Annotated in this window: 11 protein-coding genes, 1 tRNA gene and 4 pseudogenes; 13 read left to right on the top strand and 3 right to left on the bottom strand. The window is 58.9% G+C overall.

Features of this window, described 5'->3' with window-relative positions; genetic code table 11:
* Window positions 1–10 precede the first annotated feature (10 nt).
* From AC0V6W_RS14650 to AC0V6W_RS14660, 3 pseudogenes are all read left to right on the top strand, one after another.
* Window positions 11–894 (top strand): annotated as a pseudogene (locus AC0V6W_RS14650) (tyrosine recombinase).
* Between the two features lie 65 nt (window positions 895–959).
* Window positions 960–1,898, top strand: a pseudogene (locus AC0V6W_RS14655) (acetyl-CoA carboxylase carboxyltransferase subunit alpha); the annotation flags it as partial.
* A 130-nt stretch (window positions 1,899–2,028) separates the two neighbouring features.
* Window positions 2,029–3,520, top strand: a pseudogene (locus AC0V6W_RS14660) (M48 family metalloprotease).
* A gap of 95 nt (window positions 3,521–3,615) precedes the next feature.
* On the opposite strand, the gene AC0V6W_RS14665 reads toward AC0V6W_RS14660, so the two are convergent.
* Both AC0V6W_RS14665 and AC0V6W_RS14670 read right to left on the bottom strand, forming a co-directional pair.
* The gene (locus AC0V6W_RS14665) at window positions 3,616–3,777 is read right to left on the bottom strand and encodes a Flp family type IVb pilin (protein WP_486151210.1); all 162 of its coding nucleotides are present in this window, start codon (window positions 3,775–3,777) and stop codon (window positions 3,616–3,618) included.
* A gap of 130 nt (window positions 3,778–3,907) precedes the next feature.
* Window positions 3,908–4,087, bottom strand: coding sequence for a Flp family type IVb pilin (locus tag AC0V6W_RS14670; RefSeq protein WP_486151212.1), 180 nt, complete (start codon window positions 4,085–4,087; stop codon window positions 3,908–3,910).
* Between the two features lie 111 nt (window positions 4,088–4,198).
* Here AC0V6W_RS14670 and AC0V6W_RS14675 point away from each other — a divergent pair, with 111 nt between their 5' ends.
* The 3 genes from AC0V6W_RS14675 (at window position 4,199) to folE (ending at window position 5,646) form a co-directional block, all read left to right on the top strand.
* Window positions 4,199–4,603 (top strand): (deoxy)nucleoside triphosphate pyrophosphohydrolase, encoded by a 405-nt coding sequence (locus AC0V6W_RS14675; RefSeq protein ID WP_486151214.1) that lies wholly within the window; start codon window positions 4,199–4,201, stop codon window positions 4,601–4,603.
* Window positions 4,604–4,656: 53 nt separating this feature from the next.
* Window positions 4,657–4,733 (top strand) — tRNA-Arg (locus AC0V6W_RS14680).
* Between the two features lie 301 nt (window positions 4,734–5,034).
* Complete coding sequence (folE, locus tag AC0V6W_RS14685; protein WP_486151673.1) at window positions 5,035–5,646, top strand: GTP cyclohydrolase I FolE; 612 nt, start codon at window positions 5,035–5,037, stop codon at window positions 5,644–5,646.
* Between the two features lie 69 nt (window positions 5,647–5,715).
* On the opposite strand, the gene AC0V6W_RS14690 is transcribed toward folE, so the two are convergent.
* Window positions 5,716–6,195: a redoxin family protein gene (locus AC0V6W_RS14690; RefSeq protein ID WP_486151216.1), complete on the bottom strand. Its 480-nt coding sequence runs from the start codon at window positions 6,193–6,195 to the stop codon at window positions 5,716–5,718.
* 152 nt (window positions 6,196–6,347) lie between these two features.
* Here AC0V6W_RS14690 and ahcY point away from each other — a divergent pair, with 152 nt between their 5' ends.
* From ahcY to addA, 7 genes and pseudogenes are all read left to right on the top strand, one after another.
* Window positions 6,348–7,766: an adenosylhomocysteinase gene (gene ahcY, locus AC0V6W_RS14695; RefSeq protein WP_486151218.1), complete on the top strand. Its 1,419-nt coding sequence runs from the start codon at window positions 6,348–6,350 to the stop codon at window positions 7,764–7,766.
* Between the two features lie 105 nt (window positions 7,767–7,871).
* Window positions 7,872–10,251: pseudogene (locus AC0V6W_RS14700) on the top strand (sensor histidine kinase).
* 41 nt (window positions 10,252–10,292) lie between these two features.
* Window positions 10,293–10,718 carry a tRNA (adenosine(37)-N6)-threonylcarbamoyltransferase complex ATPase subunit type 1 TsaE gene (gene tsaE / locus AC0V6W_RS14705; RefSeq protein WP_486151675.1) on the top strand — a complete coding sequence of 142 codons (426 nt, stop codon included), beginning with the start codon at window positions 10,293–10,295 and terminating at the stop codon, window positions 10,716–10,718.
* Window positions 10,719–10,730: 12 nt separating this feature from the next.
* Window positions 10,731–11,732 (top strand): aminoglycoside phosphotransferase family protein, encoded by a 1,002-nt coding sequence (locus tag AC0V6W_RS14710; protein ID WP_486151220.1) that lies wholly within the window; start codon window positions 10,731–10,733, stop codon window positions 11,730–11,732.
* Entirely contained in the window at window positions 11,729–12,463 is a 735-nt protein-coding gene (locus AC0V6W_RS14715) for a nucleotidyltransferase family protein (protein ID WP_486151222.1), read from the top strand. Before AC0V6W_RS14710 ends, AC0V6W_RS14715 begins: the two co-directional genes overlap by 4 nt.
* Window positions 12,456–15,476 carry a PD-(D/E)XK nuclease family protein gene (locus AC0V6W_RS14720; protein ID WP_486151224.1) on the top strand — a complete coding sequence of 1,007 codons (3,021 nt, stop codon included), beginning with the start codon at window positions 12,456–12,458 and terminating at the stop codon, window positions 15,474–15,476. Before AC0V6W_RS14715 ends, AC0V6W_RS14720 begins: the two co-directional genes overlap by 8 nt.
* Window positions 15,473–19,003, top strand: a complete 3,531-nt coding sequence (gene addA, locus AC0V6W_RS14725) for a double-strand break repair helicase AddA (RefSeq protein WP_486151226.1) — start codon at window positions 15,473–15,475, stop codon at window positions 19,001–19,003. Before AC0V6W_RS14720 ends, addA begins: the two co-directional genes overlap by 4 nt.
* The last annotated feature ends 23 nt before the right edge of the window (window positions 19,004–19,026 follow it).

A 19,026-nucleotide genomic window follows, 5' to 3' on the forward strand; every position in this document is an offset into this window, starting at 1 on the left:
GCGCCGGCCTATGTCGCCTGCCGTATCCGCTTTCCTTGATATGCTTGCCGCAGAGCGCGGTGCGGCGGCGAACACTTTGGCTGCTTATTCGCGCGATTTGGCGGGAGCGGAGGAGATCATCGGTGATCTCGCCGATGCGCCGCGAGCGCAGGTCGGAAAGCTTGCCGGGCATTGGAGCGATCTTGCCCCGTCCAGCGTAGCGCGCAAAGCGTCGGCTTTGCGGCAGTTCTTTGGTTTTGCTGTGGATGAAGGCTGGCGCAGCGATGATCCCTCGGGCGCTTTGCCAGAGCCCAGAACCCGCCGCCCGCTGCCCAAAGTGCTTTCGCACGGTGAGGTCGAGGCGCTGTTTGAACGCGCGCAAGTGGAAGCGGAAAGCGGCAAAGCTGCTGATATTCGCCAGCTTGCCCTCATAGAAATGCTCTACGGATCAGGGCTGAGAGCGAGCGAGCTGGTTTCGCTCCCTTTATCGGCAGTGCCGCGCGATGCGCCTTTGCTGACGGTAATGGGCAAAGGAGGGCAGGCGCGTATGGTCCCGGTGAGCGAGCGTGCTGGCGAGGCATTGGCGCGGTGGTGCGATGTGCGTGAGGCTGAGCCCAAATCGGCGTTTCTATTTCCCTCTCGCGGGAAAACGGGGCATCTCACCCGTGTGCGATTATTCCAGCTTTTGAAAGGCTTGGCGGCGCGTGCAGGCATCGATCCGGCAGGGATCAGTCCGCATGTTCTGCGCCATGCCTTTGCCACGCATCTGCTCGAAGGGGGGCTGATTTGCGAGTCCTTCAAACGCTGCTGGGCCATGCCGACATCGCCACGACGCAGATTTACACCCATGTCGATGCGGCGCGTCTGGTTGCTTTGGTGAATGAACGGCACCCGCTCGCGGCGCATAAAAGCTGACGCAAGGTCGGGATAAACGCGCGATCCTCTTGCAGCGCGGCTCGCATCGCTTTAGCGACATCGCCATGATTACTTATCTCGATTTCGAGAAACCGGTCGCCAGCCTCGAAGAACGCATCGATGAATTGCGCGGCGTGGATGCGCATCACGGTGTTGACGTGGCCTCGGAGATCGAACGGCTCGAAAACAAAAGCGCTGAATTGCTGGCGAGCACCTATGCCTCGCTTACGCCCTGGCAGAAAACGCAGGTCGCGCGGCACCCCCAGCGCCCGCATTTTCGCGACTATGTGGCGAATGCCTTTACCGATTTCATGCCGCTGGGCGGGGATCGGCTGTACGGCGATGACATCGCGATAATGGGCGGATTTGCGCGGCTGAATGGCCGCCGGGTGATGCTGATCGGCCATGAAAAAGGCAATGATACGCAAAGCCGGATCGCGCACAATTTCGGCATGGGCAAACCCGAAGGATACCGCAAAGCGATCCGTATGATGGAGCTTGCCGGGCGGTTTGGCCTGCCGGTTGTGACTTTGGTGGACACATCGGGCGCTTTTCCCGGAGTGGAAGCAGAGGAACGCGGCCAAGCAGAAGCGATTGCGCGTTCGACCGAGGCGTGTCTGGCTCTGCCGGTTCCCATGGTCGCGGTGATCGTGGGCGAAGGCGGATCGGGCGGCGCGGTTGCGCTGGCCAGTGCAGAGCGCGTCCTGATGCTTGAACATGCCGTTTATTCTGTGATTTCGCCCGAAGGATGCGCTTCGATTCTATGGCGCACAGCCGAAAAAGCGGCCGATGCGGCGCAGGCCATGAAGGTAACCGCGCAGCACCTTAAGCGGCTCAAAGTCATTGATCGCATTGTCAAAGAGCCTGCTGGCGGCGCGCACCGCGATCCGGCAGGCGTGTCGGGTAACCTTGCCAAAGCTTTGAGCGAGGAGCTGGATGCGCTGTCTGATATGCCAAGCGAAGACCTGATTAGAATGCGCGAGGAACGTTTCCTGCAATTAGGGGTTAGCGGCCTGAAAAGAGGGCGGGGTGCCTCTCGTTTAAGGTTAATTTTGATTGCCGGTCTTGTTCCCATGCGCCCACTGCCGATACCCTTGGGGCAGTTGATAAATACAGGCCGGCGGGAGAGATGCGATGAAAACCAAGAAGAACTTCACCAAAATGGCGGCCCGGTTTTCCGGTGCCGGCTTGGGCGCGTTGGCGCTGGCGGGTTGTATGGGGGGCGGCGCTATCCCGTCTGCTTCCACTCCGATTACGCAAACCGAAGCCAAGCAGGGCGCGGAATATCACCCGCAATTGCTCAATGAATTTGGCGGCGCGATGACAGGCACGCAGGCGGCCTATGTCGAGCAGGTGGGCAAGAATATTGCGGTGCAATCCGGGCTGGGCAATGCGCGCGAAAGTTTCACGGTCAGCCTGCTCAATTCATCGGTAAACAACGCTTTTGCGGTGCCAGGCGGGTATATCTACACCACGCGCCAGCTGGTCGGCTTGATGAACAACGAAGCGGAATTGGCGGCGGTTTTGGGACATGAAGTTGGCCATGTCGCAGCGCGCCATTCGCAGCGCCGGCAACAAAACGCTCAGCGCAATTCGATCCTTGGTGTGCTCGGCGCGATTGGGTCTTCGATCCTGCTGGGCAATAGCGGTATTGGCGAGACAGTTTCGCGCGGCTTTTTGCAGGGTTCGCAGCTTTTGACTCTGCGTTTTTCGCGCAGTCAGGAATTGGAAGCCGATGATCTGGGCATCCAATATCTTACCAAGGCAGGCTATGATCCGCGCGCCATGGGCACAGTGCTCGCCAGCCTTGCTGCGCAAAATTCGCTAGATGCGCAATTGCAGGGCCGCGGCAATGCAAGCGTTCCCGCTTGGGCATCCACTCACCCCGATCCCGCCAGCCGGGTGCGGGGGGCCTTGTCGAAAGCCGAAGGTTTGCAGGGAAGCGTCACCAATCGCGACACATTCCTCAGCCGGATTGATGGGCTGTTGTACGGCGATGATCCGGAACAGGGCGTGATTGAAGGATCGCAATTTATCCATCCTCAGCTCCGCCTGAGTTTCACTGCGCCGCAAGGGTTTTACATGGTCAATGGCAGCCGCGCTGTCAGCATTAACGGCCAAAGCGGCAAGGCGCAGCTTACACTTGCCGCCTATGCAGGCGATCTGGAGAGCTATGTTCGCCAGCAATTCACGACCATGGGCGGGAAAGAAAACAACCTTGCCCCCTCCAGCATTCAGCGCACGCGGGTTAACGGATTGAGTGCGGCATACGGCACTGCGCGAGTTAATAACGGGCAAAGCCAGGTTGATCTGGTGATCTTTGCGTATGAATTTTCGCCTGATCGCGCCTATCATTTTGCCGCTATCGCGCCTGCAGGCAAAGCTGCGACGTTTAATCCGATGTTCCAATCGATGAAACGAGATCACGCAAGCGCAGGCAGACCGCGTGGTTGAACGGGAAATTGATGTGGTAACCGTCCAGCGCGGTGACACTGTCAGCTCGCTCGCCCGGCGCATGGCTTACACCACCGGGCAGGAAGCGCGGTTCCGTGTGCTTAATGGACTTGGCGCCAATGATCGTTTGACCGCAGGCCGCAAAGTTAAATTGGTGGTGAGAGCGCGCTAATCGCGTCTGCGTTTTGAACCAGCACAACAAAAAAGCGGCGGAGGTTTCCCTCCGCCGCTCTTTTTTGGTCAACTTAGCTCGTTAGAGCTAAAGGCTTATGCGCCTTCCATTTCGTCCGAAACGGTGTTGAAGGTGTTGCCGAGGTTATCACCCAGGCTGCCCATTGCAGTGATGGCAGCGACAGCGATAAGAGCAGCGATCAGGCCGTACTCAATAGCAGTTGCACCCTGTTCGTCGCGAAGCATTTTAATAAACATAACTGTATTCTCCTGGTTTTTTGGTCTTCTGTACCCGTATCTGATTCGAAACGTTCTCATCAGACATTCATCGTTCTAATCATGAGCTCTTGAAGAATTGCTAATCCGCATTGTTTCGAAAGAGTTAATTCTACGAGGCTTGCTCATAAGCATTAGAAACCTCATTCCACATACCGTCATTGGAATCGGCAACGGACGTAAAGGCCCCGATCATGGCAATCACGATCAGGCTTACGATCAGACCGTATTCCACGGCTGTGGCGCCCGAATTGTCGGTTCCAAGGTCATTCAGGAATTTCGTCAATTTCATGGTGTCACCCGTTTGTACGTTTCTGACAATTCGTGAAATCGCGGTTGCGGGTTAAGAAAAGGTTGATCTGATGGCTGATGATGGAAAAAAACCGACAGGTCGCTTCCTTGGATGCCGGTTGTTGCGGGCGCTTTAACGCGGGGGGACGGGTTATGGCTTATGCAGCGCAGGCCCATGGCCAAACAGCATGGCGGTCTATGGGAATTCCCTGGTGGCAAGGTTGAAGCTTCTGAAATTCCTGCAGAAGCTCTTGTTCGAGAGTTGAAAGAGGAGTTGGGTATTGATGCTTCGCCGCAGTCTTGCTCGCCAGCGGCCTTTGCTCAGAGCGCGCCTTTGCCTGCAGAGCCTGCGATTGTAATACTCCTTTACAAATTGAGTGATTGGGATGGGCAGCCGAAATCGCTGGAGGGCGGCGGGGTCGGTTGGTTCACGCCGGAAGAAATCGATTCTCTGCCAAAGCCGCCCTTGGATGAAGCTCTAGCAGCCCAGCTGTTTGAAAAAGCTTTGCACGGGTGACGCATTAAGGATTGCCAAGCTTGGAATGCCCGCTTATGTGCCGCTGCTCACGCGCACCCGTAGCTCAGCTGGATAGAGTACCTGACTACGAATCAGGGGGCCGGAGGTTCGAATCCTTCCGGGTGCGCCATAGAAAGGGACTGCCTGCGAGGGCGGTCCCTTTTTTGTTTCACCGCCATCGCGAAGGTTAAATCTTACCCTCAGGGGTGAATAAGGCCGCGATCCTTCCTATATACGAGTTGAAGAAAACGCATGTGGTTCGCTTTTTTCAACTGAGGGTGCAGATTGCAAATTTCGCACGGAACTCACTGAAGCCACGTCAGTTTTTTCATATGGGATCATAACGAGGGAGTGACGGGCCGGGCACCGGGTCCATTTGCTTGCCAGAAATAGGCCGGAGACGGCTACAGAAAGGTAATGCCGTGAACTATATGAACCACGATTGCGATGAATTTGATCCGGATAATCCATTGAACAAGCCCGATGTCCCCGATGATGTGCAGGACGCCATCCGCACTTTGCTCAAATGGGCAGGCGATGATCCGTCGCGGGAAGGCTTGCTGGATACCCCCAAACGCGTTGGCCGTGCATGGCTGGAATATTGCCGCGGCAATCAGGAAGATCCGGCCATTCACCTCTCTCGCATTTTTGAAGAGGTTGGCGGCTATCAGGAAATCGTCCTGTTGAAAGGGATCCCGTTTCAATCCCATTGCGAACACCACATGGCACCGATCACGGGCAAAGCGCATATTGCGTACCTGCCCGACAAGAAGATCGTCGGCATTTCGAAGCTCGCGCGGGTGCTGCACGGCTATGCCAATCGTCTCCAGGTGCAAGAACGCCTGACTGCCGAAGTGGCAGAGTGCATCTGGGACAATCTTGAACCGCTTGGCGTTGCCGTGGTGATCGAAGCGGAACATGGCTGCATGACCGGGCGCGGCGTTAAAGTGCACGAGGTGGAAATGCTGACCAGCCGGATGATGGGCTGTTTCCTCGAGGATCATCGCAGCCGCAAGGAAGTGATGAGCCTGATGGGATTTTGAATCGACCCTCGCTGACAATAAAAAGGGCGCCGCGATTGGGCGCCCTTTTTTTGGATTGCATTGCCGGTTCTACAATTGGCCGAGCATATGTTCCGCGCTGGACACCTTGAAATCGCCGGGTGCCTCGACGTTCAATTGTTCCACCACGCCATCATTGACCACCATAGAGAATCGCTGGCCGCGCTTGCCCATGCCAAAACCTGATCCATCCATGGTCAGGCCAACGCTATCGGCGAAATCGCCATTGCCATCGGCCAGCATGGTGATGTCATCCGATCCAGCAGAGGCGTTCCACGCGCCCATGACGAACGCATCGTTCACTGCGGTTCCGACGATTTCGTCAACGCCTTTGGCTTTCAAATCTGCTGCTTTTTCGACAAATCCGGGCAAGTGTTTTGCCGAGCATGTCGGAGTGAATGCGCCGGGCACAGAGAACAGCGCCACTTTCTTGCCTGCGAAATATTCAGCGGCCTGAACCGGCTGCGGCCCTTCGGCTGTGGCTTTCACCATTTGGACATCGGGCAGTTTGTCGCCAACAGAAATTGTCATCGGGAGCTCCTTTAGTTGATTAAACACCTACCAGAGCGGCTATAGGGGATCAGCGGCGCGCGGCAACAATTACAGATATAAAGATAAGTTTATATTTGCCTCTCGCACAGCACACGGCTAGGGCGCAGGCAATCGATTTACGGAGACATATTATGGCCACTGCTGCCGCTACCCAGGAATACATCATCAAAGACATCGCGCTTGCTCAATATGGCCGCGATGAGATTGCGATTGCCGAAACCGAAATGCCCGGCCTGATGGCCTTGCGCGAAGAATATGGCGCAGCCCAGCCGCTGAAAGGCGCGCGGATCACGGGCTCGCTGCACATGACGATCCAAACCGCTGTCTTAATTGAGACTTTGGTCGCGCTGGGCGCGGATGTGCGCTGGGCGACGTGCAATATCTTTTCCACGCAGGATCATGCGGCGGCGGCGATTGCCGATCAGGGCATTCCGGTGTTCGCGATCAAAGGTGAGACTTTGGCGGATTACTGGGATTATGTTGGCCGCATCTTTGATTGGTCAACCGATGCAAACGCAGATCAAACCGCCAATATCATTCTGGATGATGGCGGCGATGCGACCATGTTTGCGCTTTGGGGCGCGCGGATCGAAGCGGGCGAGGAAATGCCTGCACCAGCCAACGCAGAAGAGATCGAATTCCAGCGCGCTTTGAAAGCCTATGTGAAAGCCAAGCCGGGCTATCTCACCAAAAGCGTCCAGAACATCAAAGGCGTTTCCGAAGAGACCACCACAGGCGTTATGCGCCTTTATCAGATCGCCAAACAGGGCAAACTGCCATTCCCCGCGATTAACGTGAATGACAGCGTGACCAAGTCGAAATTCGACAACTTGTACGGCTGTAAAGAATCGCTCGTTGATGCGATCCGCCGCGCCACCGATGTGATGCTGGCGGGTAAAGTCGCTTGTGTCGCGGGGTACGGCGATGTCGGCAAAGGCTCTGCCGCGTCGCTTCGTGATGGCGGCGCGCGCGTTATGGTGACCGAGATTGACCCCATCTGCGCGCTTCAGGCTGCAATGGATGGGTACGAAGTCGTCACCATGGATGAAGCGGTCACACGCGCTGACATCTTTGTAACGGCAACCGGCAATGAAGGTGTCATCACCGGTGAGCACATGAAGAACATGAAGAACATGGCCATCGTTTCGAACATCGGCCATTTCGACAGCGAGATCCAGATCAGCGCGCTCGACAATTACGACTGGAAAGAGATCAAGGACGGCACCGATATGGTGACGTTCCCTGATGGCAAGTCCATCCTAGTGCTCGCCAAGGGCCGCCTTGTGAACCTGGGCTGCGCAACCGGCCACCCAAGCTTTGTGATGAGCGCGAGCTTCACCAACCAGGTGCTCGCCCAGATCGAGCTTTATACAAAGGCCGATGAGTATAAAAACGAGGTATATGTCCTGCCTAAGCATCTGGATGAAAAAGTGGCCGCTTTGCACCTTGAAAAACTGGGCGTGCAGCTAAGCCAGCTGAGCCAGAGCCAGGCCGACTATATCGGTGTGCCGCAGGCTGGACCGTTCAAGCCGGATCATTACCGCTATTGATCGCAAACGGTTCATCATGAAAACATGGGAAAGCCCTCGCAATTGCGGGGGCTTTTCTGATTCCAGCCGTTGCATCGGGCACGCCGCGCGCATAGCTGAGATGTCATGGAATTTTCGCCTCTCGCATTGGTTGTGATCGGCCTGCTGCTGGCCGCATGGGCAGGAGCAGCGGCCTATGCGATTGTGCGCGCCAATGGCCGGACCCGGCGGATGGAAGCAACGCAAACCTCGCTCAAGCGGATGCAGCACATGCTGGAAGTGGCTCCATCTGTGCCGATGCTGGTGCGAGTTGATGGCAAAGTAGAAGCGCCCGTGCGGCTGGCCCGGTGGCTGGGGCTGGAGGCTATGCCCGAATATCTCAGCGAATTGGCTGCGGATGAAGACGGAGCGGATGGGGTCATAGCGGCAGGCGCTGGCCTTACTCGCGCTCAGCTGGACACGCTGACGGAGCATGTGCGCCGCACTCAGAAAACCGCAGCGCCGTTCCACATGGCGATCACACCGCCGGGATCAAGCCGGTCGCTTGCCTTGCATGGCGCGCTGGCCGACAGCCAAGTGTCGCCCGGCGGGGCTGCGTTGATCTGGGTCTTTGACTTTACCCAAAGCGAAGATGAACTGCACCGCCTTCGCACCAGCACAGCGCGGGCGGAAAAGGATTTTGCAGCGCTTGTCGGTCTGATCGAAGCGGCACCTGTCCCCATGTGGTTTCGGGCCAAGGATATGCGCCTGCAATTGGTCAACCAATCCTATGTTGATGCGGTGGGCGCAGACGATGCCGCCGCAGTGATCGCCGATCAGATCGAACTTGTTGAAACGGTCGATGGGAAAAGCCCGGCTGCTATCGCAAAGGCGGCAATGGCCAGTCAGGAAAAGAAGGAGCGTGAATTGGCCACCACGATCCTTGGCGCGCGGCGATCGCTCAGGGTCACCGATTTGCCTTTGGGTCAGGAAGGCGTGGCCGGATATGCGATTGATATCGAGGAGCAGCAGCAGGTCCGCCGGGAATTTCGCGCCTTTCGCGATGCGCAGCGCGCGATGCTCGATCAATTGTCAGTGGGCGTGGCCCAATTCAATGCGAGCGAGCAGCTGACTTTTGCGAACCGCCCGCTGCGCCGCCTGTTTGAATTGCCAAGCGAAGCGATTGAGGAAAAGCAGCGCTTTGACCGGTTCCTGTCCGATGCGCGCGAACGGGGCCTGACGCCCGAAGTGCGCGATTTTATGGAATGGCGGCGTGAACACGAAGCGTGGTTCGGCGCGCCAGATATGATCGAAGAATTGTGGCCGCTGCCCGGCGGCACGCATTTGCGCATTGTTGCACAGCCCATGCCTGATGGCGGGCTGGTGCTGGTCGCAGAGGACCGCACTGAAAGCCTCGCTTTATCCGCCACGCGCGATACCTTGCTGCGCACGCGCACCGCGACTTTGGACAGCCTGTTCGAAGCGCTGGCGATTTTCGCGCCGGATGGATCGGTGCAATTGTGGAATCGCAGTTTTGCAGGCACTTGGGGGCTGACGCCTGAATTTCTTGATACGCATCCGGCTGCGTCCGACTTGCTCGACGCGATTGGCGCCAATTTGAAACGGCCCGATGAAGCGCGCGAAATTGGCGCTGCGGTGCGATCAGCCACGCTTGATCGGCGCGAGAAAGGCGGCCAGGTGGATCTGGCAGATGGGCGCACTTTGCGGTTTGCCGGTGTGCCGCTGCCCGATGGCAATGGGCTGCTCAGCGTTCTCGACATCACCGATCTCGCAAAAAGCGGAAAAAGCTCTGCGTGACCGCGCTGTGGCATTGGAAGAAGCAGATGCGGTCAAAGCGCGCTTTCTTGCCAATATGTCATACGAGTTTCGCACTCCGCTTACCTCGATTGGCGGGTTTGCCGAAATGATCAAAAGCGGTGCGGCGGGCGAAGTGAATGAGCAGACGGGCGAATATGTCGATGCCATTCTGACAGCAGTCGCGCGGCTGACAGAGCAGGTGGAAAACGTGCTCGACCTGTCGCAGAGCGAGGCCGGGCTGCTGCCGATTGATAAGGAGGACACCGATCTGTTGCGGTTCCTCACCCGGTTGGTGCGCGCACGCGAAGAGGCGATTATTGGTGCCGGGCTCGGGCTTGATCTGAAAGGGCGCAGTGGCCGCATCATAGAGCTTGACCCGCGCCAAATGGGCCGCGCTTTGGGCCATTTGCTCGACAATGCGATTGCCGGCACACCGCGCGATGGGAAAATCCTGATCGAGATACAAGCGGCCCCTGCAGACAGCGAATTTGCCGCGCAGATCATTATCTCTGACAATGGCGAAGGGATGAGCAAGGAAGAACTCGCCCGCGCGATGGACGGCGACAAGGACGGCGGCAGTGATGGCGCGAAAAAGCGCAGCGGGCTTGGCATACCGCTCGCGCGGCAATTGATCGAAGCGCATGGCGGGGAACTCGACCTTGCAAGCGAAAAAGGCGCGGGCACGACCGCGATTATCCGGCTGCTGTGACCGGCTCTGAAACGCGCACTTCGCTGCCCGATCTTGCGGCTATGGCTCAATATGGCGCGCGTATCGCTGCGCAATTGCGCGCGGGCGATGTGGTCGCGCTGTCAGGCGGGCTGGGCGCTGGCAAAACGACATTGGCGCGCGCTATGCTCGCCGCTTTGGGGCACCAAGGCGAAGTGCCAAGCCCCACATTCACTATCATCGAAACCTATGATGCGCCCCCTTTGCGGTTGCCGATTGTCCATGCGGATTTTTACCGTCTGGACGATCCGAGCGAACTGGCAGAGATAGGCCTTGATGATTACCGCGAGGGCGCAGCGCTGATCGCTGAATGGCCCGATCATGCGGGCGGCTTTGCGCATGAGGCGGGATGCCTTCACATTGAACTTGAAAGGTCTGACAACCCTGAGGATCACACGCGAATTGCGATTGCGAGATATGGGGCGGATTGGCTAAGGCGCACAATATGAGTGATGTACCGCATGAGTGATCTACCCGAGGGCATAGGCGCGTTTCTGGATAAAGCGGGCTGGGCGGATGCGGCGATTGATCCCATTCCCGGCGATGCTTCGTTCCGGCGTTATTTTAGATTGTCCAAAGCGGATGGAGCCAAACCGGATGGCGATAAGGCGATGCTGATGCACGCTCCGCCGCCGCACGAAGATCCCGCGCCGTTCCTGAAAGTCGCCCATTGGCTGCGCGAAAACGGCATGCGCGCGCCCGATATCCTTGCCGATGATGCAGCGCGCGGATGGGTGCTGATCGAGGATTTTGGCGATGACCGGATGCGCGATTGGATAGACCTAAATCCCGACGGCGAAACCGCCGCTTACGAAACCGCGATTGATGCGCTGGTTGAATTGCATCAGCGCGCCGCAGGCCCTTTTGATCCCTATGATATGGCGACATATAATCGCGAAGTGGCTCTGCTGACCGAATGGTATGCGCCGGCCCAGGGCCTTGATGTCGATGTCGATAGCTATATCGCAGCATGGGAAGAAGCGCTTGGCCCCATGATTGCCCGTCAGGCAAAGCCAGTGACAGTGCTGCGCGATTATCATGCGGAAAACATCATGCTGCTGGGCGGATCGCCTTCTGCGACGCAAGGACTGATCGATTTTCAGGACGCGCTTGCCGGCCATCCCGCTTATGATCTGGTGTCGCTGTTGCAGGATGCGCGGCGCGATGTTTCGGCCGAGTTAGAGGCCGCCATGCTGGAACGGTATGTGGCGCGCGCAAAGCCTGATGAACACTTTGCCGCCGATTACGCGCGGCTTGGGGCGCAGCGCAATGCGAAGATTGTGGGCATTTTCACCCGGCTTTACAAACGCGATGGAAAGCCGCGCTATCTCAGCATGATCCCGCGGGTCTGGGCCGCGATGGAGCGTGATTTGGCGCATAGCGCGCTCAGCCCTGTGGCCGCGTGGTTTGATGCCAATATCCCTGCCGATCTGCGCGCATCGGGCGGGGGCACGATCGCATGACAAAGGAGCCAGGAGCACACGGCCTTGCCAGCGATACTGCTATGGTGATGGCCGCCGGAATGGGCAAACGCATGCGCCCGCTCACCGCCAGCCAGCCCAAGCCTTTGGTTCGCGTCGCCGGCAAACCTCTAATCGATCACGCCCTTGACCGCTTGGCCGAAGCGGGCGTGGCGCGCGCAGTGGTCAATGTGCATTACCTTGCCGATGCGCTGGAGGCGCATGTTCTGGACCGGCCCGCACCCAAAGTCGTCATCTCGGATGAGCGTGAGGCGCTGCTCGAAACAGGCGGCGGCATGGTCAAAGCGCAAAGCAAGCTTGCCGATCCGTTCTTCTGTTTGAATGCGGACAATATCTGGCTTGATGGTCCGCGCGATGCCTTCGCTGATTTGTCGGCACGCTGGAATGCAGATGAAATGGACGCATTGCTGCTGGTCGTCCCGCATATTCGCGCGGCCAATTTTAGCGGTACGGGTGATTTTTATATGGACCCGCGCGGCAAATTGTCCCGCCGGCGTCCGGGCCTGATTGCGCCGTTCATCTATACCGGCATTCAGCTGGTATCGCACCGCCTGCTGCGCGATGCGCCCGATGGCAAATTCTCAACCAATATATTGTGGAACCGCGCGATAGAGGAAGGCCGTCTGTTCGGCGTGTCCTTTACCGGGCAATGGTATGAGGTCGGCACGCCGCAAGCGATCAAGCCTACCGAAGACGCTCTCCAGCGTGGCTGATACATCCTCGCTCAATCTCTATTCCATCGCTGCGCATCGCGGCTTTGCTGATGCTCTGGTGGCCGGATTGGTGCCGCGTTACGCAGACCCGCTTTTGGGCCTTGCAAAAACCACTTTGCTTGTCCCCAGCACCCGCGCCGCGCGCACTTTGTCCGAGGCATTTATCCGGCATTCGGGCGATGCGGGCCTGCTGATGCCGCGCATGGTCGCGATTGGCGATCTTGATCTGGATGAGGCGCTGGGCGCGCTGCTCGATCCGCTGGATGCGGCCGAGATTGCGCCTGCGGTGGAGCCGGGGCGGCGCTGGCTGGAACTGGCCGAATTGATCGCGCAGGAACGCGCCAAGGAAAATGAGCCCCCGCTCCCCGGCGCGGTGCGGCTGCGCATGGCACGTGATTTTGCGCGCGTGATGGACCGATTGCTGGTTGAGGAGAAATCGCCCGCTGATCTGGTTGATCCTGCTGTCATCAACGAATTTCAGAACATTTCAAAGCACTATCAAAACTCGATCCGCATCTTTGCCAATGTGCAAGCGCACTGGAATGATCGCCTGGCCCGAACGGGCGAAGTGGATGCGGCCACGCGGCGCAACGCTTTGTTTGATCGCGCGGCAAAGCAATGGCGCGCCAACCCGCCGCAATCGCCAATCATTGCGACTGGCGTTACCAGCGCCGCGCCAGCTTTGGCGCGCTTGCTGCGCGTGGTCGCAGGGCTGCCTCAGGGGTCGGTCGTGCTGCCCGATCTCGATCTGGCGATGAGCGAGGAGGCGTGGGACGAGCTTGGCAGAGCAGGCGCTGCTGACGAAGTTGGTGGCGAAGCCTTCAGCAGGCGCGATGCCGTCACCCATCCTCAATATCACCTAAAATTGCTGCTCGAACGCATGGGCGCTGCACGCGGAGAGGTTCGCAATTGGCATCGCAAAGGCGAAGGGGCCGCACCCCCGCAGCGCAGCAAAGCGATCAGCTCGCTATTCCTGCCGCCCAACGCGAGCAAGGTCTGGGTTGATCTGGATGCAGATAAGCGGCGGATGCCGGGTCTGTCCCTGATGGAAACTGGCACATCCGAAGAAGAAGCGCAGGCCATCGCTCTGATGGTGCGAGAGGCTTTGGAAACGCCGGAAAAACGCATCGCTGTCATCAGCGCCGACAGGTCCATGGCGCGCCGGGTGGTGCAGCATTTGTCGCGCTGGAATATAACAGCTGACGACAGTGCAGGGCGGCCCTTGTCTCTGACGGCTGCTGGGCGACTGCTGGGGCTGATTGCGCAAATCGGGTCTGACGGGTTGGAGCCTGCCGGATTGATCGCGGCATTGGCTCATCCCTTGGTGCGCGCCCAAACCGAAGGTGCACGCGGCCCGTGGCTTGCTGCACTGCGCGCTTTTGATCACCGATTGCGCGGCCCGGCGCCTGCGCCCGGGCTTGAACCGCTTCGCGAAACCGCGCGCAAAGCGGATGTGGCGCAGTGGTTTGCCGAAGTGGAAAGCCTGCTTGGCCCCGTCACCGACATGCCTGCGCAAATCGGCTTGGCCGACGCGCTTGATGCCTGCGCGCAGACCGCTGAGGCGCTGGGCGGCGAGGATGTCTGGGCGCTCGAAGATGGGCGCGCTCTTGCCAATATGATTGAGGATGTGCGCCTCCACGCGCGCAATGCGGGCACGCAGATTGCGTCTGCTGATCTGGCGCTCATCCTGCGCGAGGCGATGGACGAGATTGCAGTGCGCCCCCCTTATGGCAGCCACCCGCGTATTGCGATTTATGGCCTGCTGGAATCGCGCATGGCGCGCGCCGATCTGGTGATTTGTGCCGGGCTGAATGAAGGCAGCTGGCCGCAAGTGCCGGGGCCTGATCCGGTGCTTGCCCCGCCTATTCTGCGCGCATTGGGAGTGCCGGGGGCTGAATTCCGCATCGGGCTGGCCGCGCACGATCTGGCCGGCGCAATGGGCGCGCGCGAAGTGGTGCTGACCCGGTCCTTGCGCGATGCCGATGGGCCAACTTTGCCTTCGCGTTTCTGGTTGCGCGTCACCGCCTTGCTGGGCGAGGATATGACGCGCGAGCACACTTTGCGCGATATTCCTGCGATCATGCCGCTGATCGACCGGACCCCGCCTGACAATCCGCCCAAATACCCGGTCCCCGCGCCGTGCCCGACCGCGAAACAGCGCGATGTCGCGATCAAAGTGACCGCGCTCGATCGGTTGCTGGGCGATCCTTATCAGTTTTACGCCTCAGAGATTTTGCAGCTGCGCAGGCTTGATCCGCTGGGCGCTGATCCGTTCAGCGATCCCGCTTTGCGCGGAACTTTGGTGCATGATCTGCTGGATGCATGGAACAGGGCAGGGGCAAGCGAGAATATCGCCGATTTTGCGCGTGATTTCCTCGCAAAACGCAATGTCCACCCGCTGTTTCGCGGGCTGTGGCAACCGCGCATTCTGGCCGCGCTGGAGCGGTTTGAAGCGTGGATAACCGAAGCGCGCGCTGATGGGCGAGAAATCCTTGCCACAGAGATCAAAGGCGCGATGACATTTAACGGCGTGCGCGTGCTGGGCCGGGCTGATCGGATTGATCTGATGGCAGATGGAAGCCTTGCCATTGTTGACTATAAAACGGGATCGCCGCCCAAACCCGATCAGGTTGAAGCGGGCTATGCGCTGCAATTGGGGCTGCTTGGCCTGATCGCGCAATATGGCAGTTTTGAAGAAGGCACCCGGTTAATCAGCGGCAAGGCAAGCGCGTTTGAATATTGGTCATCTGGCAAAGACAAAGGCGAATTTGGCTATGTCCAGTCGCCCGTTCAATTGCCGGGCAAACGGTCCGGATTGCCGCCCGAGGATTTCCTCCCCCATCACGAAGCCAAGCTGACCGAGGCGATTGCCAAATACCTGAAAGGCACGCAGCCTTTCACCGCGCGCGAAAACCCTGATTACGATGGCTATTCGGATTACGATCAACTGATGCGGCTTGAAGAATGGGCGATTGATCTGTTCGCGGGCAGCACCGCCGGCGGTGACGCATGAGCGGCAAGGTTTTCCCGCTTATCGGCAACCAGCTGAAAGCAGCGCAGCCTGAGGATAATGTCTGGCTATCTGCCTCTGCTGGCACGGGCAAAACGCAGGTTCTTTCGGCCCGTGTACTCAGAATGCTGCTTCGCCCCGATGTCGATCCGGGCGATATTCTGTGCCTGACTTTTACCAAAGCGGGCGCGGCCGAAATGGCGATCCGCATCAATTCGGTGCTGGCGCGTTGGGTCAGGATGCCGGGCACGCGGCTTAGTAAGGAATTGAAGGCGCTGGGCGCAGATATCGGTCCTGAAACACAGGCCCATGCGCGCACTTTGTTTGCAAGCGTGCTCGATTGTCCCGGCGGGGGGCTGCGGATTGATACGATCCACGCTTTTTCGCAGTGGCTGCTCGCCAATTTCCCGGAAGAGGCCAATCTCGCCCCCGGTGCGCGCCCGATGGAGGACCGCGAACGCGACCTGCTATCCCGCGATGTGCTGGCCGATGTGCTGATCGAGGCAGAGGCGAATAGCGACGCGGTTGTGCTTGATGCGATGCGCATGCTGACCACGCGCAAGGATCCCGCAGCGGTGCAGAGCTGGTTGATGCGCTGCGCCGGGGCAAGCGGGATGTGGCACGGAAATGCGCCGTGGAAACGCCCGATGCGCGCGCGGGTTTGCCGCCTCATTGAAATTCCCGTCAGCGCGGATGAGGATTGGGCATTTGAAGGTCTGCACCCTGATGTCTTCCCCGATAGCGAGGCAGCCGCAATGGTTGAGCCTTTGCGCGAATGGGGCACGAAAACGGCGGATAAATGCCTTGATTTCATTGCCCAATGGATCGGCGCGGATGAGGCTGTTCGGCGCGATATTTACCCGATGTTTCGCAAGACGCTATTGAAAGCGGACGGCACAGCCAGTCTGGTGCTCAAAAAACCGCGCGAGGCATCGCCTGGCTTTGCCGAGGGGCAGGATCTGATCGCAGATGCGGTCAGCCGAGTGGAAGAGCGCCGCACTTTGCTTGCGCTGTCCCATTTCCTTACCGCTGCGTTTGAGTTGGGCGGCGCATTTGCGCACAAATGGGAAGCGGCCAAAGCGCGCGAGGGGTTGATCGATTTTGACGATCTGATCGTCAAAGCGGCGCAATTGCTGGGCAATCCCGACACATCTGCCTGGATCCGCTATAAGCTTGATCGCCAGTTTAACCACATTCTCATCGACGAAGCGCAGGATACCAATCAGGCGCAATGGGATATTGTGTTTGCGCTGATCGATGATTTCTTCAGCGGCGACGGGGCATCGGGTGATGCCTTGCGCACCATTTTTACTGTCGGCGATTATAAACAGGCCATTTTCGGGTTTCAGGGGACCAGCCCTGAGAACTTCGCGCGCGCTCGCAAAAAGGTTGAGCGCCAGATTGCCTCTGCTCAGCAATATGCCAGCGGCCTGCGCGATCAGCGCCGCGTGCCGACATGGCAGGAATTGGAGCTGGGCCTTTCCTATCGCACCACGCCTGCGGTGCTGAATTTCGTCAATGCGGCGATGGCGCAGTTGGGGCACGATGCGTTCGGCCTTGATAAACCGCCCCAAGAACACCGATCTTTCAAACCGGAACTGGGCGGACAGGTCACCTTGTGGAAGCCGGTGATTGCGGGCGAAAACGAAGTCGAAAGCAATTCTGACGATGGCGAAGGGCGCAATTGGCTGGCCAAGCATGAAACGGTGCTCGCCGAGAAAATCGCTGAACAGGTGCGCCGATGGGTCAGCCTTGAAGAGCCGCTGGTGCTCGAAAAAGGGGACACACCGCGCCATGCGCAAGCAGGCGATGTGCTGGTGCTGGTCCAAAAACGGCGCGAGCTAGCAGGGCAAATTGTCGCCAAACTGCATGAAAAGCGTGTGGCCGTTGCCGGGGTTGATCGGCTGCGTCTGGGTGATCCGCTGGCTGTGAAGGATTTGATAGCGGCTCTTAAGTTTGCTGCACAACCTTATGATAATCTGTCGCTTGCTAACGTTCTGGTTTCGCCATTGCTCGGGTGGTCGCAGGATGATCTGCTGCAATATGCTCCGCGCGATTACGGAGTGAAATTGTGGGATCACCTGCGCAAATCAGACGCTCCTTTTGCCGCGCAAACCGCTGATGCCTTGCGCGAATTGCTGCGGCGGGCCGATTATCAGACCCCGCAGGCGCTTATTTCCTGGCTGCTGGTGGGGCCATGGCAGGGCCGATCCAGATTGATTGCGCGATTGGGGCGCGAGGCGAATGATCCGATTGACGAATTGGTCAACGCCGCTTTCGCCTATGAGACGATTGGGACGCCCAGCCTCGCGGGATTTATCCAATGGTTTGAAGCAGGCTCTGCTGAGTTGAAACGCGATGCCGACAGCGCGGCGGGGCAAGTGCGGGTGATGACCGTCCATGGCTCCAAAGGCTTGCAAGCGCCGATCGTTATCCTTGCCGATGCAGCAGGCGCGCCGGGGTCGCCCGGTGATCTTAAACTGCAAGAGATGGCGCTGGGCGGTGCACCGGATGACATCCCGCCTTCTTCCATCCCGCTGCCCGCGCTTTCCAAAACCGAAAAAGCCGGGCGAGTGGAAGAGGCCGAGGACGCGGCCAAGGCTGCTCAGGAACAGGAACATTGGCGGCTGATGTATGTCGCCATGACACGCGCAGAAGAAGCGCTGTTTGTGGGCGGGTCGCTTGGCCCGCGTGCAGCGAAAAACGGCGTGCCGCACGAGGATAGCTGGTATGCGCGGCTTGCCCCGCTGTTTGAAGGGCACGAGATTGACGATGGCATCTGGGGGATACGCCGCGAATGGGGCGTGCGCGCCGATCCGCTGGTGCCCGATGATGATGCAGGCGGAGCGCCAACAGCGACCAAGCTGCCGCATTGGGCGACGACACCTATTGGCGAGGAGCCGCGCCCGCCGCGCCCGCTTGCCCCCAGCAATGCAGGGGAGGATCTGGGCAGCGATCCGCCGCTTGGCACCGGTGCTGCGAGCGCGCCAGAGGCCGCTCGGCGCGGGGTGTTGATCCACAAATTGCTCGAACGCTTGCCCGATATTGCGCCCGGTTTGCGGGGCGATGCGGGTGCGGCATGGCTTGGCCGGCAAGCGGCTGATCTGTCAGAGGCGGCGCGGGCCGATATGCTCAGCGATGCGATGAAGGTTCTGGAACACCCCGCCTTTGCCGATCTGTTTGCGCCCGGCACTTTGGCCGAGGTGCCGCTGGCCGCAACGGTTGATGGCGCGGTGATTGCGGGCACGATTGATCGGCTGCTGGTGACAGACAGCGATATTCTGGTGGTCGATTACAAAACCACGCGCCGCCCGCCTGCCGGCGTGGATGCCGTTCCGCGTGCGGCTTTGCGCCAGATGGCGGCCTATGTCGCGGCGTTGCAAGTGATCTATCCGGGACGCAGCGTTCGCGCTGGCCTGCTTTACACACACGCGCCGCAGCTGTTCGAATTGCCCGCTGCACTGATCGAAGCGCACAAGAATGCTTTGGGCAAGACGCAGGAAAGCTATCTGCCGCCGCTTATTGAGTGATCGCGCCTGCCGCACTAGATGCA

The sequence above is a fragment of the Erythrobacter sp. JB1-7 genome (assembly GCF_057365015.1).

What these genes read in the sequence shown, in the direction of transcription:
- AC0V6W_RS14665 (WP_486151210.1), bottom strand. Translation starts at nt 3,777, where the DNA reads ATGTTTATTAAAATGCTTCGCGACGAACAGGGTGCAACTGCTATTGAG.
- AC0V6W_RS14670 (WP_486151212.1), bottom strand. Translation starts at nt 4,087, where the DNA reads ATGAAATTGACGAAATTCCTGAATGACCTTGGAACCGACAATTCGGGC.
- AC0V6W_RS14675 (WP_486151214.1), top strand. Translation starts at nt 4,199, where the DNA reads ATGCCGGTTGTTGCGGGCGCTTTAACGCGGGGGGACGGGTTATGGCTT.
- folE (WP_486151673.1), top strand. Translation starts at nt 5,035, where the DNA reads ATGAACCACGATTGCGATGAATTTGATCCGGATAATCCATTGAACAAG.
- AC0V6W_RS14690 (WP_486151216.1), bottom strand. Translation starts at nt 6,195, where the DNA reads ATGACAATTTCTGTTGGCGACAAACTGCCCGATGTCCAAATGGTGAAA.
- ahcY (WP_486151218.1), top strand. Translation starts at nt 6,348, where the DNA reads ATGGCCACTGCTGCCGCTACCCAGGAATACATCATCAAAGACATCGCG.
- tsaE (WP_486151675.1), top strand. Translation starts at nt 10,293, where the DNA reads ATGGCTCAATATGGCGCGCGTATCGCTGCGCAATTGCGCGCGGGCGAT.
- AC0V6W_RS14710 (WP_486151220.1), top strand. Translation starts at nt 10,731, where the DNA reads ATGAGTGATCTACCCGAGGGCATAGGCGCGTTTCTGGATAAAGCGGGC.
- AC0V6W_RS14715 (WP_486151222.1), top strand. Translation starts at nt 11,729, where the DNA reads ATGACAAAGGAGCCAGGAGCACACGGCCTTGCCAGCGATACTGCTATG.
- addA (WP_486151226.1), top strand. Translation starts at nt 15,473, where the DNA reads ATGAGCGGCAAGGTTTTCCCGCTTATCGGCAACCAGCTGAAAGCAGCG.